The sequence below is a fragment of the Trinickia symbiotica genome (assembly GCF_003028655.1).
In the GTDB taxonomy this organism is placed as follows: Bacteria; Pseudomonadota; Gammaproteobacteria; order Burkholderiales; family Burkholderiaceae; genus Trinickia; species Trinickia symbiotica_A.
The window spans coordinates 179549-194819 of sequence record NZ_PYUC01000012.1; the positions used below are offsets into that span (position 1 = coordinate 179549).

At 65.5% G+C, this 15271-nt stretch carries 11 protein-coding genes; 8 read left to right on the forward strand and 3 right to left on the reverse strand.

Annotated features, from left to right (window positions below; translation table 11 throughout):
* Nucleotides 1-5 precede the first annotated feature (5 nt).
* Complete coding sequence (locus tag C9I57_RS32490) at nucleotides 6-194, forward strand: hypothetical protein (RefSeq protein ID WP_146166252.1); 189 nt, start codon at nucleotides 6-8, stop codon at nucleotides 192-194.
* A gap of 6 nt (nucleotides 195-200) precedes the next feature.
* Here the strand turns inward: C9I57_RS32490 and C9I57_RS23170 are convergent, their stop codons facing one another.
* The 3 genes from C9I57_RS23170 to C9I57_RS32850 all read right to left on the reverse strand — a co-directional run bounded on the left by C9I57_RS23170 (nucleotide 201) and on the right by C9I57_RS32850 (nucleotide 6414).
* The gene (locus C9I57_RS23170) at nucleotides 201-2366 is read right to left on the reverse strand and encodes a 3-hydroxyacyl-CoA dehydrogenase NAD-binding domain-containing protein (RefSeq protein ID WP_258187788.1); all 2166 of its coding nucleotides are present in this window, start codon (nucleotides 2364-2366) and stop codon (nucleotides 201-203) included.
* 129 nt (nucleotides 2367-2495) lie between these two features.
* Nucleotides 2496-5645, reverse strand: coding sequence for a transglycosylase domain-containing protein (locus tag C9I57_RS23175; RefSeq protein ID WP_107152959.1), 3150 nt, complete (start codon nucleotides 5643-5645; stop codon nucleotides 2496-2498).
* 598 nt (nucleotides 5646-6243) lie between these two features.
* Entirely contained in the window at nucleotides 6244-6414 is a 171-nt protein-coding gene (locus C9I57_RS32850; protein WP_181321925.1) for a hypothetical protein, read from the reverse strand.
* A gap of 597 nt (nucleotides 6415-7011) precedes the next feature.
* Here C9I57_RS32850 and hutH point away from each other — a divergent pair.
* The 7 genes from hutH to hutG are packed head-to-tail and all read left to right on the forward strand — an operon-like array spanning nucleotide 7012 to nucleotide 15205.
* Nucleotides 7012-8577 carry a histidine ammonia-lyase gene (hutH, locus tag C9I57_RS23180; RefSeq protein WP_181321926.1) on the forward strand — a complete coding sequence of 522 codons (1566 nt, stop codon included), beginning with the start codon at nucleotides 7012-7014 and terminating at the stop codon, nucleotides 8575-8577.
* A 4-nt stretch (nucleotides 8578-8581) separates the two neighbouring features.
* Nucleotides 8582-9283 (forward strand): histidine utilization repressor, encoded by a 702-nt coding sequence (hutC, locus tag C9I57_RS23185; protein WP_107152960.1) that lies wholly within the window; start codon nucleotides 8582-8584, stop codon nucleotides 9281-9283.
* A gap of 55 nt (nucleotides 9284-9338) precedes the next feature.
* On the forward strand, nucleotides 9339-11027 hold the full coding sequence (gene hutU / locus C9I57_RS23190; protein ID WP_107152961.1) for a urocanate hydratase: 1689 nt from the start codon (nucleotides 9339-9341) through the stop codon (nucleotides 11025-11027).
* Nucleotides 11028-11037: 10 nt separating this feature from the next.
* Nucleotides 11038-11694 carry a HutD/Ves family protein gene (locus C9I57_RS23195; RefSeq protein ID WP_258187789.1) on the forward strand — a complete coding sequence of 219 codons (657 nt, stop codon included), beginning with the start codon at nucleotides 11038-11040 and terminating at the stop codon, nucleotides 11692-11694.
* Entirely contained in the window at nucleotides 11691-12938 is a 1248-nt protein-coding gene (hutI, locus tag C9I57_RS23200) for an imidazolonepropionase (RefSeq protein ID WP_107152962.1), read from the forward strand. The genes C9I57_RS23195 and hutI overlap by 4 nt, the downstream gene beginning before the upstream one ends.
* Before the next feature lie 20 nt (nucleotides 12939-12958).
* Nucleotides 12959-14359: a formimidoylglutamate deiminase gene (locus C9I57_RS23205; protein ID WP_107153011.1), complete on the forward strand. Its 1401-nt coding sequence runs from the start codon at nucleotides 12959-12961 to the stop codon at nucleotides 14357-14359.
* A 39-nt stretch (nucleotides 14360-14398) separates the two neighbouring features.
* Complete coding sequence (hutG, locus tag C9I57_RS23210) at nucleotides 14399-15205, forward strand: N-formylglutamate deformylase (protein ID WP_107152963.1); 807 nt, start codon at nucleotides 14399-14401, stop codon at nucleotides 15203-15205.
* Nucleotides 15206-15271 lie beyond the last annotated feature (66 nt).

The following is a 15271-nucleotide window of genomic DNA, read 5'->3' on the forward strand; positions in this document are numbered from 1 at the left end:
AAGTGATGAAACGGAACTGGTTTTTGGCGCTTTTGCTGCCGTTTTTTATCGCGGGCTGCTTCTCATACAGCAAGAGCCCGCCACCGAAGGAGAACACGACCGTCGTCGTACCGCAGGGAACGCAGACTGTGCCTGAAGAGCGCAACACCATCGTGACGCCGCCGGGCACGACGACGTGCGTGGCGCCCTGCTGAACTCGCTCACCCCCGCGCCGTATTGAGGCTCGAGAAGTCGGCACCGCGATCGACGAGTTCGACGATGAGCGGTGACGGCTTCCAAAAGAGCGGGTCCTCCTTCTCGAAGCGCCGCAAACTCGCGAGCACGTTCGCGAGGCCGAGGGTGTCCGCATACTTCATCGGGCCGCCGCGGTAGCGCGGAAAGCCGTAGCCGTGCATGAGGGTGACATCGACGTCGAGCGGGCGCAGCGCAATGCCTTCACGGACGATGTTCGCCGCTTCGTTGACGACGGCCGTCATCAGGCGCTCGACGATTTCCTCGTCGGTGAAGCGGCGAGGCGTGACGCCGCGCCGCTTGCGCTCGTCTTCGACGAGCGCCTCGACCTCGGGATCGCGAACGCCCGTGCGCGCGCCCTCAGGGTAGAGGTAAAACCCGCGTCCCGTCTTCTGTCCGAACCAGCCGCGCTCGCAGAGGCGGTCCGCGATCTCGACGTAGCGCAGGCGCGGATCGCGCGTCGGCGCGCGCCGCTTGCGAGCGGCCCAGCCGATGTCGCCGCCCGCGAGATCAATGACCTGGTACGGTCCCATCGGATAGCCGAACGCGCGCATCGCTTCGTCGATCTGATAGGGCGATGCGCCGTCTTCGAGCAAATAGTCGGCCGCGGTCCGGTAGACGGCGAGGAGCCGATTGCCGATGAAGCCGTCGCAGACGCCGGCCCGCACGGAAACCTTCGCGAGCCGCTTGGCAAACTCGAACGCGGTCGCGACGACATCGGCCGCGACGCGCGCGGGCACGACCACTTCGAGCAGCTTCATCACGTTGGCCGGCGAGAAGAAATGCAAGCCGATGACGTCGGCGGGCCGTGACGTCGCGCCGGCGATTTCGTCGATGTCGAGATAGGACGTGTTCGTCGCCAAGACGGCGCCGGGCCTGGCGACGCGGTCCAGCTCGGTGAAGACGGCCTTTTTGACGGCCATGTCCTCGAAAACGGCTTCAATCACGAGGTCGACGTTCGCAAGCGCCTCGTACGACGTGCTGCCCGCGAGGCGCGCCATGGCATCCGCCTTCGCTTTCGCGTCGATGCGTCCCTTCACGACGAGGCCGTCATAGACACGCTCGACGTGCGCGCGCCCGCGGCCGAGCGCGGCATCGTCGCGCTCGATCAGCGTGACGGGCAGGCCCGCATCGAGCACGGCGACGGCGATGCCGGCACCCATGGTGCCTCCGCCGACGATACCGACGCTCGCAATCGAACGCGGCCTGGCGGCGCTCGCCTCGGGCACCTTTGCCGATTCGCGCTCGGCGAAGAACGCGTGGACGAGCCCGGCGCGCTGCGGGCTGTCGAGGCATTCGAGAAAGAGTCTGCGCTCGAGTGCCAGGCCTTCGTCGAATGGCAGTTCGAGCGCGGCTTGCACGGCCTCCACGATCTTCAGCGGCGAAAAGAGCCCGCGTGAGCGCGTGGCCGTCTCATTGCGTGCCGCTTCGATGGCGGCACGGCTCGCCGCTTCGTCGGCGAGTCCGTCCGCCGCGCGCGTCGGCCGCGCACCCTGGCGCGCGGCGACGAGCTCCCGCGCGTAGGCGAGCCCCTCGATGACGATGTCGTCAGTCTTGGAAAGACGATCGATGAGGCCGAGCGTCAGCGCTTCGTCGGCGCTCGCGTGGCGGCCGGAGAGCATGAGATCGAGCGCCGCTCGCGCACCGATGAGCCGCGGGGTGCGTTGCGTGCCCCCGGCGCCCGGCAATAACCCGAGCTTCACTTCGGGCAGGCCGAGCTTGGCACCGGCCGCGGCGATCCGGTAGTGGGCCGCGAGCGCGACTTCGAGCCCGCCGCCGAGCGCGGCGCCGTGAATCGCGGCCACGACGGGCTTGGTGCTCGCCTCGATGCGATCGCAGACGGCAGGCAGATGTGGCGGCTGCGGCGGCTTGCCGAACTCGCGAATGTCGGCACCGGCGATAAAGTTGCGGCCCATGCCGACGATGACCACGGCTGCGACGGCCGCGTCGGCGTCGGCCGCTTCGATCGCTTCGAAGAGGCCGCGCCGGACTTCGACGCCGAGCGCATTGACGGGCGGATTGTCGATGGCGATGACGAGAACGTTGCCGTGCAGCGTTCGGGTGACGGCGTGCGAGCCTCCGCCAGCGGAGGAAATCGGGGAAGGGGAAGACGCGGAGGCGGCTGGATGGGTCATGTCTCTCTCTGCGGATTTTGTCGATGCGAATGAGCATGCGCGCGCTTTCGCGCTTGTCGTTGTCGCGCGATTGTCGCATGCATCGCCGACGGGGCTCGCCGCTTTACGCAAGCGGCGGCCCACCCGGCATCACGAGGGAGAGGCGGTCTTGACGACGGAAGCGGTGGGGGAGGCGGCGTCTTCTCCGTGCTCGGCAGCCGTGCTGGTCCGCTCCTCGTGCTCGATGAGCGGCGCGAGCGTCGGGCCGAGCGACTTCAAGAGCTGCACGGCCATCGCGCTCGTGTAGCTGTAGCGCGCCGCGTACGGCTCGTGCGTGAAGGCGGTCAAGGAGCCGAAGAAGCGGTTGTCGATGACGAACACGAACGTCGCCGTACGATTGACCTTGCGCGATTCGATGAGCCTGTGGCCGCTCGCATACACTTCGAAGCGCTGATCGCCGGTGCCCGTCTTCCCGTACACAGTGAGCGTGTGACCGTCTCCGAGCGGCAGGCCGCTCGCGAGGCGCGCGCCGGTGCCGCCCTGCACGACGGAGGTGAGCAGCCCCTGGACAACCTCGGCGATCTCGGGCGATACGACCGGACCCTGCTTGCTCGGCACATGCGCGAAGTGCGTCTCGAACGGTGTCCCGGCCGCGAACTCGAGCGAATCGATGCTTTGTAGCGGCAGCATTCTGCCGTTGCTCGCGATCGTGCCGATCAGCTGCGCCAGCGCGTCGGGACGATCGCCTGACGCGCCGACGGCCGCGGCATACGAAGGCGTCACCGTCTCGAACGGATAGCCGAGCGCGCGCCACGCCTGCGTGATCCGCCCATACGCCTGGAGTTCGACCATGCGACGGATGCGGCGGTCCTGCGTCAAGTGATGCCGGGTCTTGAAGAGCCACGCATAGGACGTGAATCGGGCATCTTCGCTCGCCGCGCGCAATTCGTTTTCGGTAGCGTTCGGGTGCTTGCGCAGGTAGTTGAGCATCCAGAGTTCGATCGGATGGACGCGCGCGATGTAGCCTCGATCGTTGAGGTTGAACTTGTCGATGCCGTACTTGGCATAGAGCGCAGCGAGGTCGCCCTCGGTGAGCCACTGATCGGGCGTGCCTTTCAAAGCGGCGCGCATGCGTCCGCCGAACCACGGAAGCGGCTCCTCGGGCGCGACGCTGCGCAAGGCTGTTGCGAGCTTCGGCGCGGACTTGTGCATGCCCGCGATCAACGTATCGAGCGCCGCATCGGGCGTCTTCCCCTCGTACTTCTTATAGAAGCGATGCAGATAGACGAGGCTCTCCTGATCGACGAACTGCTTGAGGTAGCGCTGCCTCAGCTCGGGATCGTCGGTCCAACTCAGCGACGGCCCGGCGGCCTCGATCATCTCGTAGTGGACGATGTCGCGCATGAGTCGCACGAAGACGAGATTCACCGAATGCTGGAATGCCTGGCTGATCGTGAGAATGCGGCCGTTGTCGGACCTGTCGAAGTTCGTGAACGCCTGCATTCCGCCGCCGGTCGAGAACAGCTCGCCGGGGCTCGCCGAGTACTTGCGCTCGACGGCGGCATCGAGCATCGCTGAAAGCGATCGGTCGTTCGTATGCGAGAGGTAATCGACGGCCCAGCGCGTGAGATTGTCGAGCGGGTCGGGTTGCACGCGCTTGAGCTCGGCTGTCGACATGGACGCATAGCGCGCGTGCAATCTCTCGATGATCTGCAGATACGTGACGACCGTGCGCAGCTTGGCCGTCGAGCCGAGGTTCAGGCGCGCGCCGTGATTGATGTCGAATGGCTGATCGACGCTGTCCGTCTGCACGCGCAGCAGATTCTCGCCGCCGCGGCGCTCGAATAGGGTGAAGCTGAACGCGATCTTCGAAGGATCGTCGCCCGGGCGCAGCATTTCGAAGCCGTAGAGGCCCGCGGCCTTCGCGCCATCGACGGTGCTCGCGCGCGCGAGCGCGTCGCTGACGCTTTGCTGCACGCTGTTATCGAGCGTGGCATGCGCCGTCAAGTCGAGCCGGTCGAGATCGTAGTAGCTGGCGACGCCGAGCGCATTCATCAGATGCGAGCGCAAAAGCGTGACGGCTTTGCGCGCGACGTACGATTCGCCAACCGGTTGCGGCGCGGAAGCGCGATTGAGCACGAGCCGCTCGGCGAGCGCGGCGTCGCGCAGCGGTGGCGAGATCACGCCGTTGGCTGCCAGCACGCGCAAATAGCTGTCGGTCAGTCGATCCAGCGCGGCGGGATTGTGCACGAGATAGTACGAAGGGGCGCGCTGTGCGATGAGCAACGACAACGTTTGCTTGAACGCGAGCGCCTGCTTGGCGAGGGTCTCGGGCGACACCTCGCCGCTCGGGCCTTGCAGGCTCGCCTGCGCGAGCAGATTGTTGACCTCGTTGAAGTCGCGGCCGTACCAGGCGGTGAGTCCGTCGCCGAGACCGGAGATTTCGCCGACGCCGGGCTGCGCGGCAAGCGGCACGGTGTTCAGGTAATGCATGACGATCGTCCGGCGCGCCGGCATCGTATCCTCGCCCCCGAGATAAGCGCGTACCGATGCGGATGCGATCTGCCGCAGCTTTTCGGGCGGCGTCGCCGTGCGGCCGCCCGGCGAGTGGCGAAACTTCTCGATCTGCGTGGCGAGCGTGCTGCCGCCCGGCGTCGACTGATGGCGATTGACGAAGCGCAGAGCCTGATCGCCGAGTGCGCGCGTGAAGCGCCCCCAGTCGATGGCGGGATTGCGGTAGGGCTCGCGCGTATCGAGCAGATACCGATCCTCGATGAATGTCAGCGCGCTCACGACGAGCGGCGGAATCGCATCGAAGCTCGGATAGGCGAGCGCCGGGTAGCGCGCGCTGAAAAGCGGCTCGTCGTTCATCGCGAACAATTTGAGGCCGCCTTGATCCTTTTCCGCATACGGTACAAAGAGGCCATGATCGGCGATCGCGGTCATCGTCGACGAATCGCGCGCCTGCTGGGTGACGACATAGCCGCGAGCGAGCAGGCGCTTTTCGAAATCGGGGAGACGCGCATAGCCGAGCCGGATGTCGTACGGCCCGCTCAAAGACGCCGAAGGAAAGCGGATGCTGTTGCTCGGGCCAGGCTCGAGCGAGAAGGAGACGTCGCGATCGAGCCGCGCGAGGTAGCGTGCCTGCAGCCGCGAAGTTTGTATTTCGATGGAGGCGAAATAGGCGAGGACGCCGAGCAAGCCTGCCGCGACGAACCCGAGAAGCCACTTCCATCGGGCACCGGGCGACATCGTCGTGATGACGCGCAGCGGCATCATGCGGCCGAGCGGGCGATTCATTGTTGGGCTCCTCTGGTGCCTCGACGTGACGGCGCTTGAAACACTGCGGCCACCATGATTAGTTTAACCACAGCAAATGGTTTGCGCATTAAAACGGCGTGGCGTGACGCACGAATTGCCGACGCTCGCGCCACGCGAATACGAAACGTCTGACGTCATGTGTCAACACTGCAGAATAAGCAATCCGCCTGCCTGAAAATGTCGGTAAGATTATTCATTTACGACCCCACTTATTTCGCATGCGATTCGCGAGTTGCTTTAAAGGTTTTCGGCTGTGCCGATGAATTCTTTAAATCAGACGAATGTCGGCTGGGGGGGGGCGGCACACGCAGTCATAAACGATAATTGCGGCGAACCGTGGCAAGGATGTTACGGACGCCGAAAAGACGCTTCTTTCGCTTTTCGGCGAGAAGCAGAGAGGATGATCAGAGGGCGGTCTCGCGCGAGCGCATCTCGCGAGACGTCGCGCGCTGCGCTCGCGCTGTGGGCGGGCGCCCATGCGTCGCTTGCCGCATTCCATCGGGCAAGCGCTCGTCAAACCGCCGATTCATGGATTCCTGAAAGGCGGCATGCTCGGGTCGAGGTGCCCCGAGAGGTCTCATGAATCGCCGTTGTCGGACCCCTCTTTCTCCGGCTCTTTGCGGACCGCGTCGGCAAAGCGCGCGAGCGCGGCGAGCGAGCCGCTCACGCTCACGTACTCTTCCCGGCCGATCCTGCCGTCCAACAGCACGGCCATGCCGGATTCTCTTGCAAGTTCGATAAGATCCATCTGTCGCTGTCCTTGAATTTCTCGAGTCTCTCGCGTTTTAGTCATGATCAAGCGGTTCGTTTGGTCGATGGAGGTGGCTTGCGGTGATGACCGCGACGCTTCCTCTTGGCAGTCGCTGCCCGCGCCGCGTCGATCGCTTGGCCGCGTCCCGCCCTTGCCTCTAACAAAGCACACCTTGTACCTAGGGCTGTTCACACTCATTCGATGCCTGGGCGCACGCCGTTAGTGCGGACCGTTCATCGCATCTCCGCCAAACGACCCATTGCAGTGCGCCAAGCTCGCTGTTTTGGTGCGGCTCGCGGCTCGTCGGTAGCGGTCCGGTTCGCCGATTCGGCCATTCTCTTGCATATGTCTAGACAACCCGCGCCCTCGCGGTTCGACGAAGCCTGCTTGTCGAGGACCTTCGGAGCCCCAACGACGATCTGTCGCTTGAACGATCTTGCGGGCGCGCGCACGCCGCTCAGCTCCGCCACACGCGCTTCGCTACATGTAATGGAAATCCCTTACATGCGGCTTGTAAAAACGAGTTGTATATACAAGAAGACGAGACTAGACTGCCACCTCATTGACGACCGACTGCTGCAACAGGACACCTTCATGATGATTCTCACGCCTGGCCATTTGACTCTGGCCCAACTGCGTCGCATCGCCCGTGAACCCGTCACGCTCACGCTCGACCCGGCGAGCCATGCCGCCATCGACGCCGGTGCGCAGGCGGTGGCCGATATCGCCGCCAAAGGCGAGCCCGCCTATGGAATCAACACGGGTTTCGGCCGCCTCGCGAGCACGCATATCGCGCACGATCAGCTCGAGCTGCTGCAGCGCAATCTCGTGCTCTCGCACGCGGTCGGCGTCGGCGAGCCGATGGCGGCGCCCGTCGTGCGGCTCTTGATCGCGCTGAAGCTCTCGAGCCTCGGCCGCGGTCACTCCGGGATCCGGCGCGAGGTCATGGACGCGCTCGTTGCGCTCTTCAACGCCGACGTGTTGCCCGTCATTCCCGTCAAAGGCTCGGTTGGCGCCTCGGGCGATCTCGCGCCGCTCGCGCATTTATCGGCCGCGCTGCTCGGCATCGGCGAAGTGCACGCTCGCGGTGAGCGGATGAGCGCGGCACAAGGTTTGAAGTTGGCCGGCCTCGCGCCCCTGACGCTCCAGGCGAAGGAAGGGCTCGCGCTGCTGAACGGCACGCAGGCGTCGACTGCGCTCGCGCTATACCACCTCTTCGCGATCGAGGACCTCTTTCGCACGGCGCTCGTCGCCGGTGCGCTGTCGGTGGATGCCGCGGCCGGCTCCGTCAAGCCGTTCGATGCGCGCATTCACGAGTTGCGCGGTCATCGCGGACAGATCGACGCGGCGGCCGCGTATCGCGCGTTGCTCGAAGGCTCGGGCATCAATCTCTCGCATCGCGACTGCGGCAAGGTTCAGGACCCGTACAGTCTGCGCTGTCAGCCGCAGGTGATGGGCGCCTGTCTCGATCAGATGCGTCACGCGGCCGACGTGTTGCTCGTCGAAGCGAATGCCGTTTCCGACAACCCGCTGATTTTCCCCGATACGGGCGAAGTGCTGTCGGGCGGCAACTTCCACGCGGAGCCCGTTGCGTTCGCCGCGGACAATCTCGCGCTCGCGGCCGCGGAGATTGGTGCGCTCGCCGAGCGACGGATCGCGCTGCTTATCGACGCGACGCTTTCAGGCCTGCCGCCGTTCCTCGTCAAGGATGGCGGCGTCAACTCGGGCTTCATGATCGCGCACGTGACGGCGGCCGCGCTCGCCTCGGAGAACAAGACGCTCGCGCATCCGGCGTCCGTCGATTCGCTGCCGACCTCGGCGAATCAGGAAGACCATGTCTCGATGGCGACGTTCGCGGCGCGCAAGCTCGCCGACATCGCCGGGAATACGGCCAATATTCTCGCGATCGAATTGCTCGCGGCGGCTCAGGGCATCGATTTGCGCCTGCCTCATCGCACGAGCGCGCCGCTGCGGCGCGTGATGGAAACGCTGCGCGCGGAGGTACCGCACTATGAGCTCGATCGCTACTTCGCGCCCGACATCGCCGCTGTCGAGCGGCTCGTGCATGACGGCACGATCGCCGCGGCAAGCCCGTTCGCGTTCGCATCGGAGGGGGCGGAATCGGTGCCCGGAGCAAATCCCCTCGGCAACGCGCACTGAAGAAATGAACGCTTCCGCTCCCGCTTATCAGGGCATCAAGGATTTCATCCTCGCGCGCATCCATTCGGGCGAATGGGCCGAGGGCGATCAGGTGCCTTCAGAGAACGAGCTCGCGCGCGAATTCAAAGTGGCGCGCATGACGGTGAACCGCGCACTGCGCGAGTTGACGGCCGAGCAGGTGCTTACGCGCGTGCAGGGCGCGGGGACGTTCGTCGCACGGCCCAAATACGAATCGACGCTCGTTGCGATCCGCAGCATCTCCGACGAGATCGGCGCGCGCGGTCACCAGCATCGAGCGAGCGTGCTCGCACTGGGCGCGGCCGTAGCCGATGCCGCGCTGGCCGAGGAGATGCAGGTCAGCCCGGGCAGCCCGATCTTCCATTCGCGGCTGCTGCATTTCGAAAACGACGAGCCGGTGCAGCTGGAAGAGCGTTGGGTGAATCCCGCCGCCGCGCCCGAATACGCGCTGCAGGACTTCACGAGAATCACGCCGAATCAGTACCTCGTGCGTGTCGCGCCGCTCTCGCGCGTCGAATATCGAATCGAGGCGGCGCTGCCCGAGCCCGAGACGCACGCGCACCTCGCGATGGCCGACGGCGAGCCGTGTCTCGTGCTGCATCGACGCACCTGGACGCGCACGCTCGTCGCTTCGGTAGCCAACCTATGGCACCCAGGCAACCGCTATCGATTCACGGGCCACTTCTGACTGCTGAACTGACGCCGACCGAATCAACGCACACGAATCCCCGAGGGAGGACCGCATGAACGACCCGAAGTTTTCCGATCCGCGCTTCGATCCGACGCGCACCGTGCGTGCACCGCGCGGCACGGAGAAGACCTGCAAGAGCTGGCTCACCGAAGCCGCCTACCGGATGATTCAGAACAACCTCGACGCGGAAGTCGCCGAGCATCCGCATGCGCTCGTCGTCTACGGTGGCATCGGCCGCGCGGCGCGCGACTGGAATTGCTTCGACCGGATTCTCGAGACATTGAAGGACCTCGGCGACGATGAAACGCTGCTGATTCAATCCGGCAAGCCCGTCGGCGTGTTCCGGACGCATGCCGATGCGCCGCGCGTGCTGCTCGCGAACTCGAACCTCGTCCCGCATTGGGCGACGTGGGAGCACTTTCACGAGCTCGATCGCAAGGGGCTCATGATGTACGGGCAGATGACGGCTGGCAGCTGGATCTATATCGGCAGCCAGGGCATCGTGCAAGGCACCTATGAGACGTTCTATTCCGTCGCGAACCAGCATTTCGGCGGCAATGCGAAAGGCCGCTGGATCCTGACGGGCGGCCTCGGCGGGATGGGCGGCGCGCAACCCCTCGCCGCGACGATGGCGGGGTTCTCGATGATCGCCGTCGAATGCGACGAGACGCGCATCGACTTTCGCCTGAAAACGCGCTACCTCGACAACAAGGCAACCACGCTCGACGAGGCACTCGCGATGATCGAGGCGGCGAAGGCGAGCGGCAAGGCCGTTTCGATCGGATTGCTGGGCAATGCGGCCGACGTCTTCGCCGAATGCGTTGCACGCGGCATCACGCCCGATTGCGTGACCGATCAGACGAGCGCGCACGATCCTATCAACGGCTATTTGCCCCAGGGCTGGACGGTCGTCGAATGGCGCGAGCGCCAGCGAACCGATCCGCAAAGCATCGTCACTCCCGCGAAGCAATCGATGGCGGGCCAGGTGCGGGCGATGCTCGCGTTGCAAAAGCGCGGCGCGGCGACGCTCGACTACGGCAACAACATTCGGCAGATGGCGCACGACATGGGCGTCGACGACGCATTCGATTTTCCGGGCTTCGTGCCGGCCTACATCCGCCCACTCTTTTGCGAAGGCAAGGGGCCGTTCCGCTGGGTGGCGCTATCGGGCGATCCCGAGGACATCTACAAGACCGATGCCAAGGTCAAGGAGCTGATCCCCGACGACGCCCACTTGCACAACTGGCTCGATATGGCGCGCGAGCGGATCGCTTTTCAGGGACTGCCCGCGCGCATCTGTTGGGTCGGCGTGAAAGACCGCTATCGGCTCGGCCTCGCTTTCAACGAGATGGTCGCGCGCGGCGAGCTGAAGGCGCCCATTGTGATCGGCCGCGACCATCTCGACACGGGCTCCGTCGCGAGCCCGAATCGCGAGACCGAGGCGATGAAGGACGGCTCGGATGCCGTCAGCGACTGGCCGCTCCTGAATGCGCTGCTGAACACCGCCGGCGGCGCGACCTGGGTGTCGCTGCATCATGGCGGCGGGGTCGGCATGGGCTTCAGTCAGCATGCCGGCATCGTCATCGTCTGCGACGGCACGGAAGCCGCCGCGCGCCGTATCGAGCGCGTGCTGTTCAACGATCCGGCGACGGGCGTGATGCGACATGCCGACGCCGGCTACGACCTCGCGCGACGCACCGCGCAAGACGTCGGGCTCAAGCTGCCGATGCTCGGGCGATGAGGTGAGGGCGATGGTTGCGCTTCAGACTATCGCGGTGGGTTCGATCGTCCCACCGGCGAATTTCGCTTCGGAGAGAGTCGTGCGCGGTGCCGAGGTCGTCGCTTCGCCATGGAAGAATGGCGGCGGCCTGACGCGCGAGATCGCCGTCTACCCGCCGGGCGCGGGGTTCGACGACTTCGTCTGGCGCGTGAGTGTCGCCGATGTCGAACGTTCGGGGCCGTTCTCGCGTTTCTCGGGTGTCGATCGGACGCTCGTGCTGCTGTCCGGCGCCGGCATGCTGCTCGCCGACGAGCGCGGCATGGCGCAGACGGCGTTGAGCGAGCCGTTCGCGTTCGCGCGCTTCGCGGGCGAGCTTGTCGTCCATGCCGAACTGCTCGACGGCCCGACGCGCGACTTCAATTTGATGGTCCGGCGCAGCGAGGCGAGCGGCACAGTCGAGCTCTGGCGGGCAGGAGACGAGCATCGGCTCGATGCCGATGCGGCGCTCGTCTTTTGCGCCGAAGGGATGGTCGACCTGTCAGTCACGGGGGCGGAGCCGGTGCGCCTGACGGCGATGGACACGCTGCATCTCGATCGACCGCGTGGCTTGTCGTGCATCCTGTCTGGTGAAGGCACCGCTCTTGCCGTCGGCATTCGCTATTTCGATCGACAGGTCGACGAAAAATGAGCGAGCGAATCTGGCGGCATCTGCATCTTTGCCCGAGCGGCGACCCGGACGAGACGATCGTCGATGCGGCACTCGCGGTGCGCGACGGCAACATCGAATGGTTTGGCCCGGCGTGCGAGCTGCCGGCTGAGCTATCGTCGTGGCCGAGCGAGGATCTCGGCGGCGCGTGGGTCACGCCCAGCCTCGTCGACTGTCATACGCATCTCGTTTTCGGCGGCCATCGCGCCGATGAATTCGCCATGCGGCTCGCGGGCGTCGGTTACGAGGAGATCGCGCGGCGTGGCGGCGGGATCGTCTCGACGGTGCGCGCGACGCGTGGCGCGGACGAGGCGACGCTACTCGACGATGCCGCTCGCAGGCTCGAGCCGCTGATTGCGGAAGGCGTCGCGGCGATCGAGATCAAATCGGGTTATGGCCTCGATCTCGCGACCGAGCGCAAGATGTTGCGCGTGGCGCGCGAACTCGGGCGCCGCTATCCGGTATCGGTCTACACGACGTTTCTCGGCGCGCATGCGTTGCCGCCGGAATTCGCTGGCCGCCCCGACGACTACATCGACGAGGTCTGCGAGCGGATGCTGCCGGCGCTGGCCGATGAAGGGCTCGTCGATGCGGTGGACGTCTTTTGCGAGCGGATCGGATTCTCGCTCGCGCAAAGCGAGCGCGTGCTCGATGCGGCGGCTCGCCGCGGCTTGCCAGTCAAGATGCATGCCGAGCAGCTGAGCGCCAACGGAGGGACGGCGCTTGCGGCGCGCTACGGGGCGCTCTCGGCCGATCACCTCGAGTTCCTCGACGAAGCCGGCGTGGCGGCGATGAAGGAGGCGGGCACGGTCGCCGTGCTGTTGCCGGGCGCTTACTACTTCATTCGCGAAACGCAGCTGCCGCCCGTCGATTTGTTGCGGCGATACGGCGTGCCGATCGCGCTCGCGACCGACTGCAATCCGGGGACCTCGCCGTGCACGTCGCTGCTCGCGATGTTGAACATGGGCTGCACGCTGTTCCGGCTGACGGTCACCGAAGCATTGCAAGGCGTAACTTGCCATGCGGCACGCGCGCTCGGACGGAGCGACCGCCACGGCGTGATCGAAGTCGGGCGGCGAGCGGATTTTGTCGCGTGGTCCGTCGAAACACTCGCCGAGCTCGCTTATTGGATCGGACGGCCGCTTGCCTCGCGCGTTGTGCGCGCGGGCGTCACGGTGTTCGAACGCGGTTGCTTTCTTCCCCGGGCCATCGGCGACGGGCCATGACGGATTCGATGGAAACGACGATGACACCCGATTCTCGAACGCCGCGCGCGATGTTCGCCGAGAATGCCTGGCTTCCAGCCGGGTGGCAACGCAATGTGCTGCTCGAATGGGATGCCGGCGGCGCATTGACTGCCGTCACGCCGAATGCGACGCCATCGCCCGATGTCGCACGCGCGGCGGGCCCGCTCATGCCGGGTATGCCGAACCTGCATTCGCATGCGTTCCAGCGTGCCATGGCGGGGCTGGCCGAGTATCGGGCGAATGCGAGCGATACATTTTGGAGCTGGCGCGAGCTCATGTATCGGTTCGCGGCGCGCGTCACCCCTGAGACGCTGGCGGCCGTCGCATATTGGCTCTATGTGGAGATGCTGAAGGCGGGCTATACGTCGGTCTGCGAATTCCACTATGTTCATCATGCGCCCGATGGCGGCCGCTATGCGAATCGTGCGGAGCTTGCCGAACGCGTCGTCGATGCGGCCATGCGCGCGGGTATCGGCATGACGATGCTGCCTGTGCTCTACCAATACAGCGGGTTCGGTGCGCGGGCGCCGCGCGACGACCAGCGGCGCTTCATCAGTACTCCCGACGAGTTGCTCGATTTGATCGATGGGCTTCGCAAGGCGAGGCCTGAGCATGGCGCGCTCGCGTATGGCGTTGCCCCGCATTCGCTGCGGGCGGTCTCGGAGCAGTCGCTGCGAGCGCTCATCGACGGGCTTTCGAGCGACATGCGTGGCGCACCGGTGCACATCCATATCGCCGAGCAGACGGGTGAAGTCGACGAGTGCATCGTTGCGACAGGGGCGCGCCCCGTTGCATGGCTGCTCGACCGCTTCGATGTCGATGGCCGCTGGTGCCTCGTCCATGCGACGCATGTCGACGCCGGGGAAGTCGCCGGGCTTGCGGCGAGCGGCGCCGTGGCCGGATTGTGTCCGACGACGGAGGCGAATCTTGGGGACGGCATCTTTCCCGCGCGCGATTACCTCGACGCGGGAGGGCGCATCGGCATCGGATCGGACAGCCATGTGGCCGTCGACTGGCGTGCCGAGCTGCGTCTCGTCGAATACGGACAGCGTCTCGCGCGTCGCGAGCGCAACGTGCTCGCGGGCGAGGCAAGGCCGCAAGTCGCCGATCGACTCGTCGAGGCGGTGCTCGCGGGTGGTGCTGCCGCGACCGGCCGCCTCACGGGGGCTTTGCGCGCGGGCTGCCGGGCCGACTGGATCGTGCTCGATCCGAGGCATCCGTGTATCGATGCGCACCCGCGTGAAAGCTGGCTCGCCGGCATCGTATTCTGCGAGCACGGCACATCGCCCATTCGCGAGGTCTATGTCGGTGGTCGATGCGTCGTGCGGGATGGCAGGCACGCCGACGAGGAGCGAGCTTATGCGACGTATCGGGAAGCGATGGGGGAGCTGCTGCGCTAAGATGGGCGGCTGTTCCTTCTCATATTGACACTCCATCAAATGAACACCTCGCATGAGCGGCCCGTTTTCTCGGTCCACCGCGGGCACTTGCCGCTGCTGATTTCGATGCCGCACGTCGGTACTGAAATCCCCGATGAGATCCGGGCGACGATGACGGATGTGGCCGGGTATGTCGACGATTGCGACTGGCATCTCGAGCGCCTTTACGGGATTGCGGCGCGGCGCGGGGCGTCGCTGATCGTGCCGACCTACGCACGCTACGTGATCGACCTCAACCGCCCGCCCGACAACGCGAGTCTGTACCCGGGACAGGACACGACGGGCTTGCTGCCCGTCGATACGTTCGACAAGGAGCCGCTCTACCATCCGGGCGGCGAGCCGACGGACGAGCAGGTCGCGCGGCGCCGCGCGAAGTACTGGCAGCCTTATCACGATGCGCTCGTCGAAGAGATCGCGGCATTAAAGGCGCGGCACGGTAAGGTTCTGCTATGGGAGGCGCATTCGATTCGCTCCCGCGTGCCGCGCTTCTTCGAGGGGCGCTTGCCCGATTTCAACTTCGGCACGGCGGGCGGTGCGAGCGCGGCGCCGGGGATGGCCGAGGCGTTGGCCGAATGCGTGACGCGGGACGGGGCTTTCACGGCCGTTGCGAATGGGCGCTTCAAGGGTGGCTATATCACGAGGCAGTACGGGAAGCCGGAGGAGGGAATCCATGCCGTGCAACTCGAGCTGTCCCAGATTACGTATATGCAGGAGAGTCGTCCGTATGCCTATGACGAAGCGCGGGCCCGGAGAGTAGAGCCGTTGTTGGAAGCGTTGATCGACGAGGCGCTCGCGCGAATCGGCTAAAGCGCGTCTTTTGGGCGTGCATTCGGCGCGACAACCGCCACTTGTCGGTTGACGAATCCCCGCTTC

What these genes read in the sequence shown, in the direction of transcription:
- C9I57_RS32490 (WP_146166252.1), top strand. Translation starts at nt 6, where the DNA reads ATGAAACGGAACTGGTTTTTGGCGCTTTTGCTGCCGTTTTTTATCGCG.
- C9I57_RS23205 (WP_107153011.1), top strand. Translation starts at nt 12,959, where the DNA reads ATGACACCCGATTCTCGAACGCCGCGCGCGATGTTCGCCGAGAATGCC.
- hutC (WP_107152960.1), top strand. Translation starts at nt 8,582, where the DNA reads ATGAACGCTTCCGCTCCCGCTTATCAGGGCATCAAGGATTTCATCCTC.
- C9I57_RS23195 (WP_258187789.1), top strand. Translation starts at nt 11,038, where the DNA reads ATGGTTGCGCTTCAGACTATCGCGGTGGGTTCGATCGTCCCACCGGCG.
- hutG (WP_107152963.1), top strand. Translation starts at nt 14,399, where the DNA reads ATGAACACCTCGCATGAGCGGCCCGTTTTCTCGGTCCACCGCGGGCAC.
- hutU (WP_107152961.1), top strand. Translation starts at nt 9,339, where the DNA reads ATGAACGACCCGAAGTTTTCCGATCCGCGCTTCGATCCGACGCGCACC.
- C9I57_RS23170 (WP_258187788.1), bottom strand. Translation starts at nt 2,366, where the DNA reads ATGACCCATCCAGCCGCCTCCGCGTCTTCCCCTTCCCCGATTTCCTCC.
- hutH (WP_181321926.1), top strand. Translation starts at nt 7,012, where the DNA reads ATGATGATTCTCACGCCTGGCCATTTGACTCTGGCCCAACTGCGTCGC.
- hutI (WP_107152962.1), top strand. Translation starts at nt 11,691, where the DNA reads ATGAGCGAGCGAATCTGGCGGCATCTGCATCTTTGCCCGAGCGGCGAC.
- C9I57_RS23175 (WP_107152959.1), bottom strand. Translation starts at nt 5,645, where the DNA reads ATGAATCGCCCGCTCGGCCGCATGATGCCGCTGCGCGTCATCACGACG.
- C9I57_RS32850 (WP_181321925.1), bottom strand. Translation starts at nt 6,414, where the DNA reads ATGGATCTTATCGAACTTGCAAGAGAATCCGGCATGGCCGTGCTGTTG.